General features: G+C 68.0%; 15 protein-coding genes. 5 read left to right on the top strand and 10 right to left on the bottom strand.

The features are described 5' to 3' along the window. Positions 1 to 59 precede the first annotated feature (59 nt). The 10 genes from sctC to DVS29_RS23505 form a co-directional block, all read right to left on the bottom strand. Positions 60 to 2,006, bottom strand: a complete 1,947-nt coding sequence (gene sctC, locus DVS29_RS23550; RefSeq protein ID WP_240655761.1) for a type III secretion system outer membrane ring subunit SctC — start codon at positions 2,004 to 2,006, stop codon at positions 60 to 62. 40 nt (positions 2,007 to 2,046) lie between these two features. Continuing rightward, on the bottom strand, positions 2,047 to 3,504 hold the full coding sequence (locus tag DVS29_RS23545) for a helix-turn-helix transcriptional regulator (RefSeq protein WP_164707972.1): 1,458 nt from the start codon (positions 3,502 to 3,504) through the stop codon (positions 2,047 to 2,049). Positions 3,505 to 3,762: 258 nt separating this feature from the next. After that, the gene (sctT, locus tag DVS29_RS23540; RefSeq protein ID WP_118182925.1) at positions 3,763 to 4,599 is read right to left on the bottom strand and encodes a type III secretion system export apparatus subunit SctT; all 837 of its coding nucleotides are present in this window, start codon (positions 4,597 to 4,599) and stop codon (positions 3,763 to 3,765) included. After that, positions 4,592 to 5,095, bottom strand: coding sequence for a hypothetical protein (locus DVS29_RS23535; RefSeq protein WP_118182924.1), 504 nt, complete (start codon positions 5,093 to 5,095; stop codon positions 4,592 to 4,594). The genes sctT and DVS29_RS23535 overlap by 8 nt, the downstream gene beginning before the upstream one ends. 3 nt (positions 5,096 to 5,098) lie before the next feature. Then, positions 5,099 to 6,418: a type III secretion system ATPase SctN gene (gene sctN / locus DVS29_RS23530; protein ID WP_118182923.1), complete on the bottom strand. Its 1,320-nt coding sequence runs from the start codon at positions 6,416 to 6,418 to the stop codon at positions 5,099 to 5,101. Between the two features lies 1 nt (position 6,419). After that, positions 6,420 to 7,223, bottom strand: a complete 804-nt coding sequence (gene sctL, locus DVS29_RS23525) for a type III secretion system stator protein SctL (protein ID WP_118182922.1) — start codon at positions 7,221 to 7,223, stop codon at positions 6,420 to 6,422. Continuing rightward, complete coding sequence (locus DVS29_RS23520; protein WP_118182921.1) at positions 7,208 to 7,900, bottom strand: type III secretion protein HrpB4; 693 nt, start codon at positions 7,898 to 7,900, stop codon at positions 7,208 to 7,210. Before DVS29_RS23520 ends, sctL begins: the two co-directional genes overlap by 16 nt. After that, a complete protein-coding gene (gene sctJ / locus DVS29_RS23515) occupies positions 7,897 to 8,625 on the bottom strand; it encodes a type III secretion system inner membrane ring lipoprotein SctJ (RefSeq protein WP_240655760.1) in 729 nt (242 codons plus the stop codon). The genes DVS29_RS23520 and sctJ overlap by 4 nt, the downstream gene beginning before the upstream one ends. Positions 8,626 to 8,754: 129 nt before the next feature. Next, positions 8,755 to 9,171, bottom strand: coding sequence for a hypothetical protein (locus tag DVS29_RS23510; protein WP_118182919.1), 417 nt, complete (start codon positions 9,169 to 9,171; stop codon positions 8,755 to 8,757). Positions 9,172 to 9,181: 10 nt separating this feature from the next. Beyond that, complete coding sequence (locus DVS29_RS23505; protein WP_164707971.1) at positions 9,182 to 9,682, bottom strand: HrpB1 family type III secretion system apparatus protein; 501 nt, start codon at positions 9,680 to 9,682, stop codon at positions 9,182 to 9,184. On the opposite strand from DVS29_RS23505, the gene sctU reads away from it, so the two are divergent. From sctU to sctR, 5 genes are read left to right on the top strand one after another with little or no spacing between them, the layout of a single operon-like run. Beyond that, complete coding sequence (sctU, locus tag DVS29_RS23500; protein WP_240655759.1) at positions 9,660 to 11,042, top strand: type III secretion system export apparatus subunit SctU; 1,383 nt, start codon at positions 9,660 to 9,662, stop codon at positions 11,040 to 11,042. The genes DVS29_RS23505 and sctU overlap by 23 nt on opposite strands. Continuing rightward, positions 11,039 to 13,090, top strand: coding sequence for a type III secretion system export apparatus subunit SctV (gene sctV, locus DVS29_RS23495; protein ID WP_118182916.1), 2,052 nt, complete (start codon positions 11,039 to 11,041; stop codon positions 13,088 to 13,090). The genes sctU and sctV overlap by 4 nt, the downstream gene beginning before the upstream one ends. Before the next feature lie 16 nt (positions 13,091 to 13,106). Continuing rightward, complete coding sequence (sctP, locus tag DVS29_RS23490) at positions 13,107 to 13,823, top strand: type III secretion system protein SctP (protein WP_118182915.1); 717 nt, start codon at positions 13,107 to 13,109, stop codon at positions 13,821 to 13,823. A gap of 38 nt (positions 13,824 to 13,861) precedes the next feature. Continuing rightward, entirely contained in the window at positions 13,862 to 14,932 is a 1,071-nt protein-coding gene (gene sctQ, locus DVS29_RS23485) for a type III secretion system cytoplasmic ring protein SctQ (protein WP_118182914.1), read from the top strand. Beyond that, on the top strand, positions 14,916 to 15,563 hold the full coding sequence (gene sctR / locus DVS29_RS23480) for a type III secretion system export apparatus subunit SctR (protein WP_118182913.1): 648 nt from the start codon (positions 14,916 to 14,918) through the stop codon (positions 15,561 to 15,563). The genes sctQ and sctR overlap by 17 nt, the downstream gene beginning before the upstream one ends.

The following is a 15,563-nucleotide window of genomic DNA, read 5'->3' as shown; positions in this document are numbered from 1 at the left end:
GCGTTTTTTAGCTGCGATTCCCCGCCACCCGGCGCGTCACTCCCGCACCGCGCGGCTTGCTACGGCGACGTGCGCGGTGCCGGTGCCTCCGGCATGGACACCGTCGCCGGCAACGCACCCTGCGCGTCCTGCGCCAAAGGCGGCACGCCCGGCACCGCCGGCAACGCAGTCTGAGCCTGCTCAGGCGACGCCGAGATGATGCGCGGCGTCAGCAGAAAGAGCCGCTGGAATTTCTGCCCTTGATGGTTCTTGTACTGAAACAGCTTGCCGATCAGCGGAATCTTCGAAAGCCCCGGAACCCCCGACTTGCTGTCGTCGTTTTGATCCACCGAGTAGCCGGCGATCAGGATGCTCTGCCCTTCCTCGATCAGCGCCTGCGTATCGATCGTGCTGTTGCTCACGACCGGCAGCTGGCTGACCTGCTGCGCCGTGAACTGGCCGTCCTCGATGTGGATGTCGAGCCGGATTTGCGGCTTCGACTGATCGACGACGATGCTCGGCAGCACGCGCAGCGACACCCCCGCCGACACGCTGTACAGATCGCCCGACTGGTAGCCCTGCACGGGCACGTAGAAGGTCTGCTTGTTGTCCATCACGGCCTCGACGTTGTCGAGCGTCGCGACCTTCGGGCTCGCCGTGATGCGCGCGTTGTCGGTTTGCTCGAGCGCGCTGATGCGCGAGAGCAGATAGCGCCCCGCTCCGCCGATCACCGCCGTCATCACGCCGCCCGCGGGCGTCGCGAGGATGCCGGCTGTCGTCGTGTCGTTCGGGTTGTTGAAGCCCTGCGGACTGGTCGAGCCCGGAAAGCTCGCCTGCGCGTTCTGCCCGTTGCCCGTCTCGAGATCGAAGTGACCCGAGTGCAGACGCCAATCGACGCCGAGCTGCTGAAGCCCGGTATCGGTGATTTCGATGATGCTCGCGTCGATCTCGAGCACACCCGGGCGCTTGTCGAGCGACGCGATCAGCTTTTCGATCGCGGGCATCGCCTCGGCGCGGGCACGTACAAGGACCGCGTTGTTGCGTTGGTCCGGCTGGATCACCGGATTGTCGAGATGGCTGACGCTCTCCGCCTCGCCGGGCGCCGGCGGATCGGACGGCAGCCCCGCAGGCGCACTGCCCGCGCCCTGCTGTGCGTAGCCGGCAGGCAGCGGCGGCGGCGCCGAACCACTTGCGGACGCGCCGCCTCCGAACAAGCTCGGCAGCGTCGGCATCGACGAGCCCGCTGCCGTGCGCGCATAGCCGCCTGCAGGGCTCGACGTATCGAGGCTGCGCATCTTATAGGCGTCGGTGCGTGCGGGCGCATCGCTGCGCTGGGGGTAGACGCTGTCGGGATAGAGGCTGCGCAGCACCGTCGCGACGCCCGGCACGACCACGGACTGCCCGTTGATCGTCAGGTTCCGGTCGGTGGCCCAGGCGTAATGCAGCGGGAATGTGCGGATCTGCGGCTCGTCCGCACGCTCGACGTCGCGGTCGATCAGATGGGCGACGTCGGTTGCCAGCTCCACCATGCGCGGCGGCCCGGAGACGACGGCCGTGCCGGTCGCGTCGTCGTAGAGCACGGGAAAGCGCGGATCGGTGACGTTCAGCCTCGCCAGCGCCCGCCGCAAATCGTCGGTCGAGGCGTGCACAAGCCCGATCGTCGCGCTCTTCGCCTCGTTCGGCCCCGAGACGCGCAGCACCGAGCCGTCGTAGTACCAGATGAAGCCGAACGAATCGGCCATCCGATCGAGGAAGCGCTGCGGCGATTCGTCGAAGCGGCCCGTCACCGTGCCGTCCACCTGCGGCGAGATCCACGTCATCACGTTCTCGCCCGCGCCGAGGTCGCGCAGCACTTCCTTGATGTCCTTGCGATCGGCGACGTACTGGAAATGATTCGACTTCCAGGGAATCGGCTTGGCATACGCGTTGCGCACACAGCCGCCGAATCCGATCCACATCGCCAATGCGAGCGCGCTCGCGCGCTGCATGCGGCGCGCGAGGCGCCGCTTGCGTTCACAGTCTTTCATGCCGGGAACTCCGTGCGAGATCTAAGGGTGCGAAGGGTGTTTAGCGCGCATGCGCGACGATGGTTTCCGACGGCGATTCGTCGAAGTACTTGCGATAGCCCTTGGAGAGCGTGGAGCGGCTTTTCACGCCCCAGCGGGCCGCCGTGTCGAACACCGAGGGCGCCGGGCCGTGTTCCGCGAGCAGTTCGTCGCGGATGCCTTCGAGCCGCATTGAGCGGATGAGCGCGCAAGGCGTCACGCCGAGCGCGCGCTTGAAGACGAGCTGGATCGTGCGCATCGTGACGTTGAGCTCGGCAGCAACGGCGCGCGTCGTCAGATCCTCGCGATCGATGTTCTCGACGATGAAGCGATAGGCGCGCCGGTACTTCGCGGGCAGGCGCGCGTTGACGTCGTCGCTCCCCGCGCCGGCGGCGTTAGCGCGCTGGCGTGTCGTGGTGTGCGCCGCGCGCAGCGACGGCGTTTCGGTGCGCAGGCAGCGCAACGCTTCGGCCGTGTATCTCGCGTAGAACTTGAGCGCCTGCTCCGCATTGCCGCGCAGCGCGGCAACCTTCGCGAGGCAGTACAGGTAGTCGACATTGCGGCGCTGCTCCTCGAGGTGGCCGGGCGGCATGCGGTCTATCACGTCCGCAGCGATGTCGTCGAAGCCGCCGGCCAGCGCGGCCAGCATCAGGTCGAGGTTCGCGTGGAAAACGTGGCGCGGACTCGCGGCGCCGTGGCGCGCACGCGCGGCGAGCAGTTGCGCCGACGCATGGCGCTCGCCACCGGCAAGACGCTCCAACGGCACGAGCTCTTCGCTACGGCGGGCCTGGATCGCGGGACGCGGCGCGATCGCCGAAGCCGGCTCGAGACGCCTGCGCGCATTCGCGGCGAGCGACGTCGCGGCGAGCGCCGATTGCCAGAACGCGTGATCGTTCAGCGCGCGCGCCGCGCGCACTTTCAGGCGCACGTCGAACTCCTGCCCGAGCAGATCGATCATGAGGCGATAGCGCGGCTCGTCGCAGGTATCGGCCAGCTCGGCGGCCTCCATGAGCGCATCATCGGCCGCCTGCTGCTGGGCCAGCTGATGATGCGCGAGCGCCATGCCGATGTAGGCTCCGATCCGTTCTTCGGCCTGCGCCTCGACCTCCGATGCGATGCGCCCGAAGCTACGCTGCGCGACGCTCAGGCGGCCGAGCATCAGCGCGCTCCAGCCCGTGTTACGGCACGATTGCACGCGCAATTGCTGATCGCTTTTCCAGATCCGCTTCTGCGCGCGATGGTAGTACTCCTCCGCTTTCTCCGCCTCGTCGAGCAGCAGCGAGACGTCGGCGAGGGCGGTGAGTTCGTCGTTGCCGCGCTCGCGCGGTTTGGCGCCGGTGCGTGCAGCGGTCTCGGCCGCATCGTCCACCGTGCAATAAGCCCGCGAGAAATCGCCGTCGAGGATGGCTGCGCTATAGCGCGGCAGGAGGTGGCGGAATTTGAGAGCAGACAGCAACGCCATATAGACCGTTGGATACATAGCTTGGCACTCTTGCGAAGTCACCCTGTCTGGTTCGGCCGACGGGTAGGGACCGGACATCGGCGCCATCGCATCGCACTTCGTTCGCGAACCGCCGCTGCTGGAAACCATCTTAGCCAGCGCCAGAAAGCGCAATTTCAACGATCCACCCTACATCCACAACAACCTTCACAACCGCCACAACAATTTTCAACGCGGCAAATCTCAACGACTTTCAACACGCCCGACATTCTTCAACAACCCTCAACGCGCTTGCTGTCAACGCCCCGGAGCCCCGGCGGACGGGGCCGAGAGCGACGCCGCCTCGTGCAGGAAGGTATCGAGCCTGAGCGACCCGGCCACCTGCTGCGCGAACACGGCCACCAGAAAAATCAACATCAGCAAACCCACTGCCCCGCGAATCGGCTGACTGAGCGAGGCAGGCTCGAGCTTGTCCGCGGCGCGCGTGAGAATGCCGATCGACAGATCGATGAGCACGAGCGCGAGCATGATCGGCATGCCGAGCTTCACGGTGGCCGTCATCATCGAATCGGTGCGCGCGACGATGAACGATTCGGCGATGCCGCTCATCGACGGCGTCAGCGTCGTCAGCGGCCACCACTTGAACGATTCGAACAGCGCACCGAGCAGGAAGGTCATGCCGCCACTCACGTAGAAGAGCGTCACGGCGAGCTGCAGCAGCGTGTTGGAGACCGGCGTGCTCTGATCGCCGCGTAGCGGGTTGGTCATCTGCACGTTGTTGTAGCCGGCGACGTCGTCGATGAGCGTGCCCACGCATTGCGCGATCCAGAACACCGACGAGGCGGCAAAGCCGAGCACCGCGCCGAGGAACATCTCCTTGAGCGAGAGCACGAGCAGCTCGGCCGAACCCAGGGCGTCGACACGATGATCGGGCTGAGCCGCCGCGATGAAGATGGCGAACACGTAGATCACGCCATTGCGCGCGAGCCCGGGAAGCATTTCGCCGCTGGTGGCAGGCAGCATCTGGAAGACCACCGCAATGCGCACGGCCGAAAGCGCGAGCGTGAAAAAGAAGCCTTGATACTCGGCGAATGCGTCGGCGAGCGCCTGGCCGACCGCCAGTCCTTCATGCATGGTTTCCTCCGCGTCTCATCCGGGCGGCCGCCGTTTCGCCCGCCTCGTCGTCGTTGCGTTCGTCCGCGCGGCGCTGTGCCGCCGCGATCGTCTTCTTCAACTGCTCGCGCGCGGCGTCGAGCGCCGCGTCCGCGCGGCGCACGCTCACACCGAGCCGCGCCACCTCGCGCGCTTGCTCATCGGTCGCGTCGCTCGCGCGCCGCACGCCCGCGCGTGCCTCGTCGATCGCCTGCGCGAGCGGCGCGCGATAAAGGTCGTAGTCGAGGTAGGCCGTCGGCGCCAACCCGCGCGGGTCGGCCAGCATGCGCGCAATCTTTTCCTCATGCGCGAGCTGCTTCGCCTGAGCCTGGCCCTCCAGCGCCTTCGCTTCTTCGAGCGCGCCGAGCAGGGCCTCGTGATGACGCCGCGCCTCGGCCAGGTCGGCTTCGAGCCGCTCCTTCGCGCGCGCCTTCGCCGCGACGACCACCTTCCACACCTGCGTCAGCGCGCGGCTCATGGCTTACTCGGCAAAACTGCGCAGCGTGTCGCGCGTCTCGTCGATATCGGCCAGATCGTCGGTCCGCTGCCGCACGAATTCCTCGATCTCGTCGTGCAGGTCGATCGCCTCGTCGGCCAACGGGTCGCTGCCGGGCTTGTACTCGCCGATCTGCAGCAGCATCTCGATCTCGTCGTACTTCGCCATCAGGCGGCGCACGCGACCCGCCCCCGAGCAGTGCTCGCGCGAGGCGATCTGCGGCATCACGCGCGAGAGGCTCGCGAGCACGTCGATGGCCGGATAGCGGTTGCGCGCCGCAATCTTGCGCGACAGGATCATGTGCCCGTCGAGAATGCCGCGCACTTCCTCGGAGACGGGGTCGCCGCCCTCCTCGTCTTCGGCGAGCACCGTGTAGAGCGCCGTGATCGAGCCGTCGCGCCCCATGCCCGCGCGCTCCAAGAGGCGCGGCAGCTCGGCGAACACCGATGGCGGAAAGCCGCGCCGCGTCGGCGGCTCGCCGGCCGAGAGGCCGATCTCGCGCTGCGCGCGCGCAAAGCGTGTGAGCGAATCCATCATCAGGAGCACGCGCAGGCCGCGGTCGCGGAAGTACTCGGCGATCGCCGTGCCGACGTAGGCGGCCTTGGCGCGCTCGATCGACGAGCGGTCCGACGTCGCGCAAACCACCACGCTGCGCGCCATCCCCTCCTCGCCGAGAATCAGCTCGATGAACTCGCGCACTTCGCGGCCGCGCTCGCCGATCAGCACGATCACGTTGACGTCGCACGCGGTGCCGCGCGCGAGCATGCCGAGCAGCGTGCTCTTGCCGACGCCGGCCGGCGCGAAGATGCCCATGCGCTGGCCTTCGCCGAGCGCCATCAGGCCGTCGATCACGCGCACGCCGGTGGCGAGCTGCGTCTCGATCATGCGGCGCTCGAGCGGGTCCGGCGCATTCCCGTTGATGGGCACGCGGGCTTCGGCGTCGATCGGGCCGGCGCCGTCGATCGGCTCGCCGAGCCCGTCGAGGATGCGCCCCAGGACCCCCGGCCCCACCGGCACCGAAAGCGGCTGGCCGCTGCCCGTCACGCGCGTACTGCGCGAAAGGCCCGACATGCTGCCGAACGGCGCGAGCAACGCATGCTGGCGCGCGATGCCCACCACTTCTGCGCGCTGCATCAGCTCGCCCTCCGGCGTGCGCAGCTCGCAGAGCTCGCCCATCTGGACGTCGAGGCCGCCGACCTTGACGAGCGTGCCCACCGCTTCGAGCACCCTGCCGTAGCGCTCGAGCGCGGCGCTGCCGCCGAGCGCGGCCTCCAGGCGGTCGGCGAGATGGAGGATCGTGCTCATGTCAGTCGTCTCCGGCGGCCTCGTCGTGGCCCGGGTGGTCGTCGCTTGTGTCGAAGGTATCGTCTTCGTCGTCAAAGCCCGACTCCGGATGGCCGCCGCCGTCACCCTCCGGCCAGTCCGTCAACGCACTCCACGCCGCGCCCTTGGCGATCGCCCGCGAGAGTCCCGCGAGCTGCGCGTTGAGGTCGGCCTCGATCACCCCGTAGTCCCAATCGCACGTGCAGGTGCCCTCGGGCGCCTCGTCGTCGATCACGACGTCGACGTTCAGCGGCGGCGACGCCTCGCGGCCTATCTCGCCGAACAGACGCCGCGCGCGCTCGGCATCGGCGCCGGGCACGGTGACGGTGAGGTGCGTCGTGTCGTCGATGGCGCGCCCGACCGTGAGCACGACACGGCGCATCAGCGCGTCGCGATCACTCTCGGCGACGACCTGCTCCACCGCCTTCAGCACGATGCGCGACAAACGCTGCGCCGAGCGCTGCAGCTCTTCCTGCTCGTCGCGCCTTTTCGCGAGATAGCGCGCGTGGACCTCGGCCATCGCGCGCCGGCTACCGGACGCATAGCCGAGCCGCGCGCTGTTGTTGAAGCGGCGGCGCGCGGCGTCGACGAAGCCGTCGGCCTCCTGGCGCGCTTTTTCCAATAGCGCACGTGCCCGCTCGGTGGCGTCCGACATCGTCGCGGCGACGAGCTCGTGCAGCGCGTCGAGGGCATCGCTCATCTCGACCAGGCGCGCGCTGTCCCCGGCGCGCACGACGTCCCCCTCCACGGCCACGACTTTCGGATTGTGTTTCAGCCAAATAGCCATTGCAGCTCCGGAAAGATGCCGCCTGCGGCGGAAAAAAAGCGGGTCATTTCTGTTTTGCTTTCTGAGGCGGCCTGCCCAGGCGCGCACACATCCCCACCGTGAGTGCTCAACCGGGCGAAGCCGGTTGCTTGCTGCGCGGCGTCGCTCGCCACGGCCAGGCTCAGCTCGATCAGGTTGCGCAGGCTCGGATGGCCACACGCGCCGATCGACGCCAGCGCGCGCCAGCCGTCGCGGGCCAGCGCGTCGGGCGAGACGTCCTCGGGCAGCACATGATCGGCAGCGCCGCGCGTGGCTGGCACGGCGGCGAGAGCGCCGAGAGCGTCCGGCCCGACGCTCTCGGCGAGCGCGCCGCGCACGCGCCGGTCGACGCAGCGGCGCACGGCATCGCGGCACGCGAACAGCGCGCGCGCCGCGAGCAGCCGGCGCAGCGCGTCGGGCGCGAGGATCGCCATGCGGTTGCCCGGCTCGAGGAACGCGGCGAGCGGCACCGGCACGGCGAACCAAATCCGGCGTGCCGCTTCGGCCCTGAGCGCGTGCGCATGCGCCTCGATCCACGGGGCGGCCAAGGCGCGCTCCGGGCTCGGCTCGTACGACGCATCGCCGAGCACTTCGGTTAGCTCGCGCACGCGCGCCTCGAACGCCGAGAGCATGCGAATCAGCGGATGAGCGGAGCTCATGACGGCTGCGCCTCGCCCACCGCCTTCTCGCCCGCCGTCTTCTCGCGCTTGGCCGCGAGGCGTGCCGGCAGCAGGCGCTTCACGCGCTCCGGCGCGAAGGCGAACGCCGCCGCGGCCAGGGCCGCGAGCACGCCGAGCACGGCCGCCACTGCCAGACCGATCCCGAGACCGTGGCCGCCATGCGCACGCTCTTCGGAAGCAGGCGCCGCCGCGGGTTCGGCCGCCTGCACGAGCGTCACGCTGACGTTGTCGTAGGCGAGGCCCTCGACGCTATGCACGACGAGGTTCTTGATGCTCGGCACGAGCGCCTGAATATCGACGCCCTCGCGATACTTGATGAACACCGCCGCCGCCGACGGCTTGATCACGCTCGAAAGGGGATCGTTGTTGGGCAGCACGATCTGCACGTCGGCGTAGGCGACACCGTCGATGCGCGTGAGCGTCGCCGATAGCTGCTGCGACACGCCGTAGATGAAGCGCACGCGCTCTTCGGTCGGCGTCGAGATCAGGCCGTCCTTCTTGAACATCTCGCCGAGCGACGTGTAGCGCTGATGCGGCAGCCCGTGCGCGCGCAGCACTTCCATCGAGCGCGCGAAGTCGTCCTCGTCGACGGTGACCTCCCAGCTCTTGCCGCTGTCGGGCGTCGACTTGCTCGCGTCGATGCCGGCCTCCAGCAGCACGCGCATCAGCTCGTTCGCATCGGCCTCGGGCAACTGCGCGAACAACTGTTTGCTGCATCCCGCGAGCAAGACGGTGCACGCGACGGCCACGGCCAGCGCGCGACAAATGTTCGAAGACGGGCTCGAGGAAAGGTACGCAGAGAAGTTCGATAAGCGGCGCATCGCGGCTCCCTTCTATTGGTTCTTCATCAAGGTCTGGACCGTACTCTTGCCGCCCTGCGCCACCGCCGTGCCGGTGTAGATTTTCACCATTTGCCCGGTGATCTCATGCTGGATCTGCAGCGATTGCGCGGTCACCTGCTGCATCGACATGCTCCCGCTCGACGCCTCGAAGGCGTCGATCTTCGCCGTCAGCGCGCCGAACGCCTGGTCCTGCGTCGTGATGGCCTGCGAGATCGAGGACGGACCTTGCATGTGGGAGCCGTCTTCGGGCACCAGGCGGGCCTCGGCGAGCGCTTGCTTGAAGCGGTCGCCGAGACCGCCCGGCGCCTCGTTGGCGAAGTGGGTGGAAGCGGCCGGGCCGGCGGCTTCCGCGCCACCTACCGACTGAAGGGGCGGCAGCGGAGGCAGAGGTGCGATTGCGGAAGTCATGGCGGGCTCCTTAAGCGCGCAGGTAGCTGAACGACATCGCCTGGCGCAGCAGCTCGGCCGTGGCGTCGGCTGAAGGTGCCTTCGCCGACACCGCCACGCCTTGCGCGCCGTCGTCCTTGTCGAACTTCTCGCGCTTGCCGAGCAGCAGGTTCACGAGGCCGACCGATTCGGCATCCTCATCGCGTGTGATCACTTCGTTCGCGTAGATGCGCCAGCTCGGATCGCGCAGCGACGACAGGCACACGGCCAGCAGCGCCGTCACGTACGGGCCGAACGGCCCCTGCAGCTCGCGCCCTTCGAGCTGGCGCAGCAGCTGGGCGGCGTCGGCCATGCGGTTGCGGCGGATCAGGAGCCACGCGTCGTACGCCTGCAATTCGACGAACTTCGGGCGCATCAGGTGGAGCGCCGCCAGCAGACGATCGGCTTCGTCGAGGTGCCCCTTTCTCGCTGCCCAGGTCAGCATCTCGACCAGGCCGGACACAAGACGGTTGCTGCATGTCGTGAGATTCATCGTTAAGCCTCGCGCTTGGGAGTCGTTCATGGAAGGCAGCAGACAGTGCTCTGCGCCGATGGCCGTAACGTATCCGACCCGCGCCCGAGGCGAGCCGCCGCGCCGCGAAATCTCTCGCCCCTCAGCGAATTCGCAGCTAACGATTGCACGGATTCGCTACAGGCCCCGCCGTTTCGCCGCCCACGCGCATGCGCTGCGGCATTCGCGGCGAGACTCCGCTCCGAACCCATCGCGCGGAGCGCAAGCCATGTCCGACGAAAAGACCGAAGAGCCGACAGAGAAGAAGCTGAAGGACGCCCGCAACGACGGCGAAACCGTCAAGAGCACCGACCTTTCGTTCGCGCTGCTCCTGCTCGCGGCCTCGCTCGGCTTCTCGTTCGCCGGTCCGGCGATGGGCGACCATCTGCGCGCGCTGCTGCACCTCGCCCTCGACGTGCAGTCGGCCAACCGCGAGGATTTCGATGCGCGCCGCGCCATCGCGGGAATCGGCATACAGGCGCTGCTGCTCTCGCTGCCGCTCGTCGCCGCCGTGATCGCGGCCACCGTCGCGGTCGCGGCGCAGGTCGGCTTCCAGATCTCGTTCAAGCCACTCGAACCGAAGTTCAGCGCGATCAACCCCGGCACGGGCCTCAAGCGCATGTTCTCGATGCGCTCCTTCATCGATCTCGCAAAGATGCTCGTGAAGGCCAGCATCATCCTCGCCGCGCTCTGGAAGACGCTGCTCGCGCTCGTGCCGCTGATCGTCGGCGTCGCCTACGAGCCGCTTTCCGACCTGATCCAGATTTCGTGGACCGCGCTGTGCCGCCTGTTCGCCGTAGGCGGCGTGCTCTACCTCGTGATCGGCGCCGCCGATTGGGGCGTCCAGCATTGGCTCTTCATTCGCGACCACCGCATGAGCAAGGACGAGGTGAAGCGCGAGCACAAGGAGTCCGAGGGCGACCCGCAGTTGAAGGGCAAGCGCAAGCAGGTGGCGCGCGAGATCGTCGAAAGCAACCCCGACAAGCGCGTGGCCGACGCCCAGGCCGTGATCGTCAACCCGACGCACTACGCGGTCGCCGTGCGCTACATGCCCGACGAATTCGATCTGCCGCGCGTGGTCGCCAAGGGCATCGACGCCGATGCGATGGAGATCCGCCGCATGGCCGAACGCCACGGCGTGCCGATCGTGCGCAACCCGCCGCTCGCCCGCACGCTCTACCGCGTGGCGCTCGACGAGGCGATTCCCGAAACCTGCTTCAAGGCCGTCGCCGCCGTGCTCGCCTGGGTCGAGGACATGGGCACCGGCAGCGCACGCGACGAGGCCGCCCACAGCACGCTGCCCGACTCATCCGACTTTTCCACGCGAGGCCCGCGGCCATGAGCAAACGTACCAACCTCTCGCAGTACAGCGGCGAAATCGCAATCTGCGGCGTCGTCGTCGCCGTCATCGCATTGATGATCCTGCCGCTGCCGACCTTTCTCATCGACACGCTGCTCGGCATCAACATCACGACGAGCGTCCTGCTGCTGATGGTCACGATGTACATCCCGAAGGCGACTTCGCTTTCGGCGTTTCCGTCGCTGCTGCTGTTCACGACGCTGTTTCGCCTCTCGCTTAACATCGCCTCGACCAAATCGATTCTGCTCAACGCCGACGCCGGCCACATCATCGAGAGCTTCGGCGAGCTCGTGGTGGGCGGCAATCTCGTCGTCGGCCTGGTCGTGTTCCTCATCATCACGACGGTGCAGTTCATCGTCATCGCCAAGGGCTCGGAGCGCGTCGCGGAAGTCGGTGCGCGCTTCACGCTCGACGGCATGCCCGGCAAGCAGATGAGCATCGACGCCGACGTGCGCGCCGGCAACCTCACCGCCGAGCAGGCGCAGAAGCGCCGCGCGCTGCTCGCCCTCGAAACCCAGCTGCATGGCGGCATGGACGGCGCGATGAAGTTCGTCAAGGGCGATGCGATCGCGGGCCTTGTCATCACGATGGTCAACATCATCGCGGGCATCGTGATCGGCGTGACGTATCACGGCATGTCGGCAGGTGAGGCGGCGAACCGCTTCTCGGTGCTCTCGATCGGAGATGCGATGGTGTCGCAGATTCCGTCGCTGTTGATCTCCGTCGCGGCCGGCGTGCTGATCACGCGCGTCGCCGACGAAGAAGCGGCACCGCGCTCCCTCGGCACCGAGATCATCGAGCAGCTCTCGGGCAACGCGCGCGCGCTCTTCAGCGCCGCCGCACTCCTGTGCGGCTTCGCGCTCGTGCCGGGCTTCCCGGCGTCGCTGTTCGTCGTGCTCGCGGGCGCGCTGTTCGCAGGCGGCTTCGCGCTTCGCAAGAAGCAGCGCAAGGCCGGCGAGCCGGCCGGCCCCGAGCTGCCCGCGCTCAAGCGCGAAGGCTCGAAGGAGAGCGCGCCGACGATCTCGACCAAGCCGCCTGCCTTTGCCGTGCCGCTCGCGATCCGCCTCTCGCCCGCGCTCGCCGCACTGATCGACGCCGCCGCGCTCGACTCCGCGTTCGAACGCGGCCGGTGCGCGCTCTCGGCCGATCTCGGCCTGCCGTTCCCGCGCACCGCGCTGTGGATCGCCGACGACCTGCGCGACCACACCTATCAGCTGCTCGTGCAAGACGTGCCGTCCGATCCGGTCGACCTGCCGCCGGGGCGCACCGTCTTGCTCGACGCGCCCGCCGCTCTGCTCGAACATTGCGACAAGCACGCGAACGTCGCGGGACTCGAACTGAGCTACTGGATCGATTCGGCGAAGGTCTCGGGCGAGGCCGCGTCGGCCGGGATCAGCCGCGAAGCGCTGATCGCGCAGCATGCCGTCGCGCGGCTCGGCGCCGAGGCCAAGCTCTTCCTCGGCATGCAGGAAACGCAGTGGCTGCTCGAACGCGCGGGCGCCGACTATCCGGGCCTCGTCGCCGAAGTGCAGAAGGCGCTGCCCGTGCAGCGCATCGCCGAGGTGCTGCGGCGCATGCTCGAAGAGCACGTGCCGATCCGCAACATCCGCGTGATTCTCGAAAGCCTCGTCGTCTGGGGTCCGAAAGAAAAAGATCTGCTGATGGTGACCGAATACGTGCGCAGCGACCTCGGTCGCTTCATCGCGCACCGCGCGACGGGCGGCACCGGTGACCTGCCCACCATCGTGCTCGATCCCGAAGTCGAGCAAGCGATCCGCCAGGCGATCAAGCCGACCCCGGCGGGCAACTTCCTTGCGCTCGAACCATCGCTGATCGATACGCTGCTCGGCAACCTCGAAGGCATCTGCGGGCAAGACCCCGCCAAGCACCTCGCCGTGGTCACGGCCATGGACATCCGCCGCTACGCGCGCCGGATGATCGAGCAGCGCTTTCCGTGGCTGCACGTCTATTCGTTCCAGGAACTCGGCTCCGACGCGCATCTTTCGCCGGTCGGACGCCTCACGTTCTAGCCCACGGGAGAGCGTCATGACCGATCGCGCACGCAACGCCCGCGACATCCGTATCGTGCCCTCGCCTGGGAGCGCGGCGGGGCCGTCCGCGCGCGGTACAGCGAATTCGTCCGCGGTGCAGTTGTTCCGGGCGCTGGCCGAGCAGGCGAGCGCCTTCGGCAGTGGCGGCATGAACGCCGCCGATGACGACGGGGACCAAGCGTCACAACAGAGCGAGGCCGATGCGGGAACGTCGGGATCTGCCGATGCCGGCGGCCAGGCGGACGCTAACCAGAATCCGGCAGACGTCGCGCCCGCCCTGCCCGAGATCGCAAGCGACGAAGCGGAAAAGCCCACGCCTGCCGCGACGACGCCCAAGCTGCGCCTCACGGCCGCGAAGCGCAAGCAGGACGCCACCGCGCCAACCGACGACCCATCGCTCGGCGAACACATCGTGCGCGCCTGCGCGAGCGCCGCGCACGGCGAAGTCCTGACGCAGCATCTGAGCGAGCGCATCGCCCGCTTCTGCTCGATGTCCGGCGCCACCGACGACGCCGGCTGCGAAGTCACGCTGCCGCTGAACCCCGCCGTGCTGCCCGACACCTTGCTGCATCTGCAGCTTTCGCCGTCGCGCCTAGTTATTCGCTTTGAAACGACGGACCCGCGCGCCTCCCGCCTTATCGTCGATAACACCGACGCGCTGCGCGCGCGCCTCGCCGATGTGCTGAGCCGCCGGATCGACGTCATCGCCTGAACCAGTCATTGCCCCATTGCCACCAGGAGATCACGCGCATGCTTAACGAAGCCTCGCCATCAGCGCTCGAAGGCCGGTTGCCGAGCTGCACGATCGCGCTCGCTCGGCTCACCCGCGCGCTGTGCGATGCGCGCGCGGCGCACCCCGGCGTCGAATACGGCCTGCGCACGCGCGGTATCGGCTCGGCGGTATTCGCGCATTCGCTCGCGTTCGCGCTCGAATGCGATCACGGTGCGCTGACCGTCGTCGCCGATGCCGACGATTTCCCGGCGCTCCACACCATCGCGCTCGATACCGAGAAAGCCCGCGCCGCGGCTCTCGCGAACATGTGGCTCTCCGGGCTGCTAGCGCGCCTGCGCACGTCTCGCGGCGGCACGCCAATGGTCAAGGCGGTCTCGCTCGCGGAGAACGTCGGCGCAATTCCCGGCGTGCCGCTGCGCTTTGCCGTCGACGGCGTCGACCGCACGGGTCTCGTCGTCGAGCTGCCCGCCGCACTCGCCGACGAGTACGCGCGCGAATGGCTCGGCGCGAACCGCGCGCGCGCCACCCACGCCCTCGACGACCTCGCCGTGCCCGGCGTCGTGCGTCTGAGAAGCCGGCGCTGCTCGCCCGCCCTGCTCGCGTCGCTCAAGCGCCACGACGTGCTGATCGGCTGGCAGCCGTCGGCCTCGTTCGCCGAAGGCGCGCCCCTCGAACATGCGACGCTGCGCTTCGGCGCGGCGCGCGGCCGCCAGGTCTGCGTCGGCGTTCGCATCGACACGCATTTCGTTACCTTGGAGACCCCCGTGAGTTCAGTCAACGACGCCCAATTCGACGACTTCAACCCGCACGAAGCCGCCGCGGCCCAGTTCACCGGCGAAGCGGTTGCCGAAGTCGCCGCCATGGACCTGCCCGTGCATATCGAGCTGCTGACGGTCAACCTGAGCGTCGCGCAGCTGAGCGCGCTGCAACCCGGCTACGTGGTCGACCTGCCGCTGCCGCTGCAGGACGCCACGGTGCGCCTCGTCTCGTACGGGCAGACGATCGCGCTCGGCAAGCTGGTCGCCGTCGGCGACAACCTCGGTATGCAAATCGAACGCATGGCGGCGAGCGATGAACGGCAATCTTGACGTCGCGTCCCTGCTCGTCGCCCTGCTCGCGTTCGGCCTGCTGCCGTTCGCCGCGATGGTAGTGACCTCCTACACGAAGATCGTCGTCGTGCTCGGCCTGCTGCGCAACGCGCTCGGCGTGCAGCAGGTGCCGCCCAGCACCGTGCTCAACGGCATCGCGATGATCGTCACGTGCTTCGTGATGGCGCCGGTCGGCATGGAGGCCGTGCATCGCGCACAGCTGTCCAGCGAGCAGTCGCCGACGAGCCAGGTGATGCCGATCTTCGACGCGGCGCGCGAGCCGTTCCGCCAGTTCCTGATCAAGCACACCGCCGAGCGCGAAAAGGCCTTCTTCATGCGCTCCGCGCAGCAGATCTGGCCGGCGGACAAAGCCGCGGAACTGAAGCCCGACGACCTGATCGTGCTCGCGCCTGCGTTCACGCTGACCGAGCTGACCGCCGCGTTCCGCATCGGCTTTCTGCTGTATCTCGCGTTCGTCGCGATCGACCTGATCATCGCGAACCTGCTGATGGCGCTCGGCCTCTCGCAGGTCACGCCGACCAACGTCGCGATTCCATTCAAGCTGCTGCTGTTCGTATCGATGGACGGCTGGTCCACGCTCATTCACGGCCTCGTCTCGACTTATAGGTGA

Source organism: Paraburkholderia phosphatilytica, from assembly GCF_003443895.1.
In the GTDB taxonomy this organism is placed as follows: domain Bacteria; phylum Pseudomonadota; class Gammaproteobacteria; order Burkholderiales; family Burkholderiaceae; genus Paraburkholderia; species Paraburkholderia phosphatilytica.
Note: the sequence above shows the minus strand (reverse complement) of the source record. Positions and strands in the feature narration are given on the sequence as shown.